This window comes from Oceanospirillum linum (genome assembly GCF_001995095.2).
GTDB classification, from domain to species: domain Bacteria; phylum Pseudomonadota; class Gammaproteobacteria; order Pseudomonadales; family Halomonadaceae; genus Oceanospirillum; species Oceanospirillum linum.
The window spans coordinates 1-558 of record NZ_MTSD02000045.1; the positions used below are offsets into that span (position 1 = coordinate 1).

At 29.6% G+C, this 558-nt stretch carries 2 protein-coding genes; both read right to left on the minus strand.

What is annotated here, in order from left to right:
• A partial coding sequence (locus tag BTA35_RS19020; protein ID WP_500690215.1) for a hypothetical protein occupies nt 1–143 on the minus strand: 143 nt, incomplete at its 3' end.
• A 256-nt stretch (nt 144–399) separates the two neighbouring features.
• Nucleotides 400–444 carry a protein YmgK gene (locus BTA35_RS18310; RefSeq protein ID WP_120795380.1) on the minus strand — a complete coding sequence of 15 codons (45 nt, stop codon included), beginning with the start codon at nt 442–444 and terminating at the stop codon, nt 400–402.
• Nucleotides 445–558 lie beyond the last annotated feature (114 nt).

Sequence of the window (558 nt, forward strand, 5' to 3'; positions counted from 1 at the left end):
GACTTAACCGGTGTAAATATACTGCCAGGAGGGAGAAATATAGTAGATTGATACCAGATGATCATTTTCATATTACCCCATATGGCTGAAAAAGATATACCACATGTAGGTTGAATTACCGTGTCAATTACTATCCACTTCATTTGTTATGTCTTATCCCACGGTATTTAATATGGTTCATTAGGATGTTTATTTCTTGATTTTGCATATGAGTATATTACCCCCCCCTCAAAAAAATAAATTAATTAAAATGATGGCTTATATAAAATAAAATTTAAAGCAAGGAATCTCAATGGATGTTAAACAAAATGAGATTTTGTGAAAGCAATAAATTATTGACTTCGTTTTAGATTTGTTTAGCTATAATGTTATACATTCAAATGACTGAACATCCTGTAATTAAAACATAGCCTTTATGCTACTTTGTGCCAATTTGCTAAACATTATGGTTGCCTTTTTATATAACGATAATAATGAATATAAGCATGACATGAGAATAAGGTTTCAATTTTTGAGTTATATAGGAATGATTTAACCTGTTCCTGGCTAAAATACATA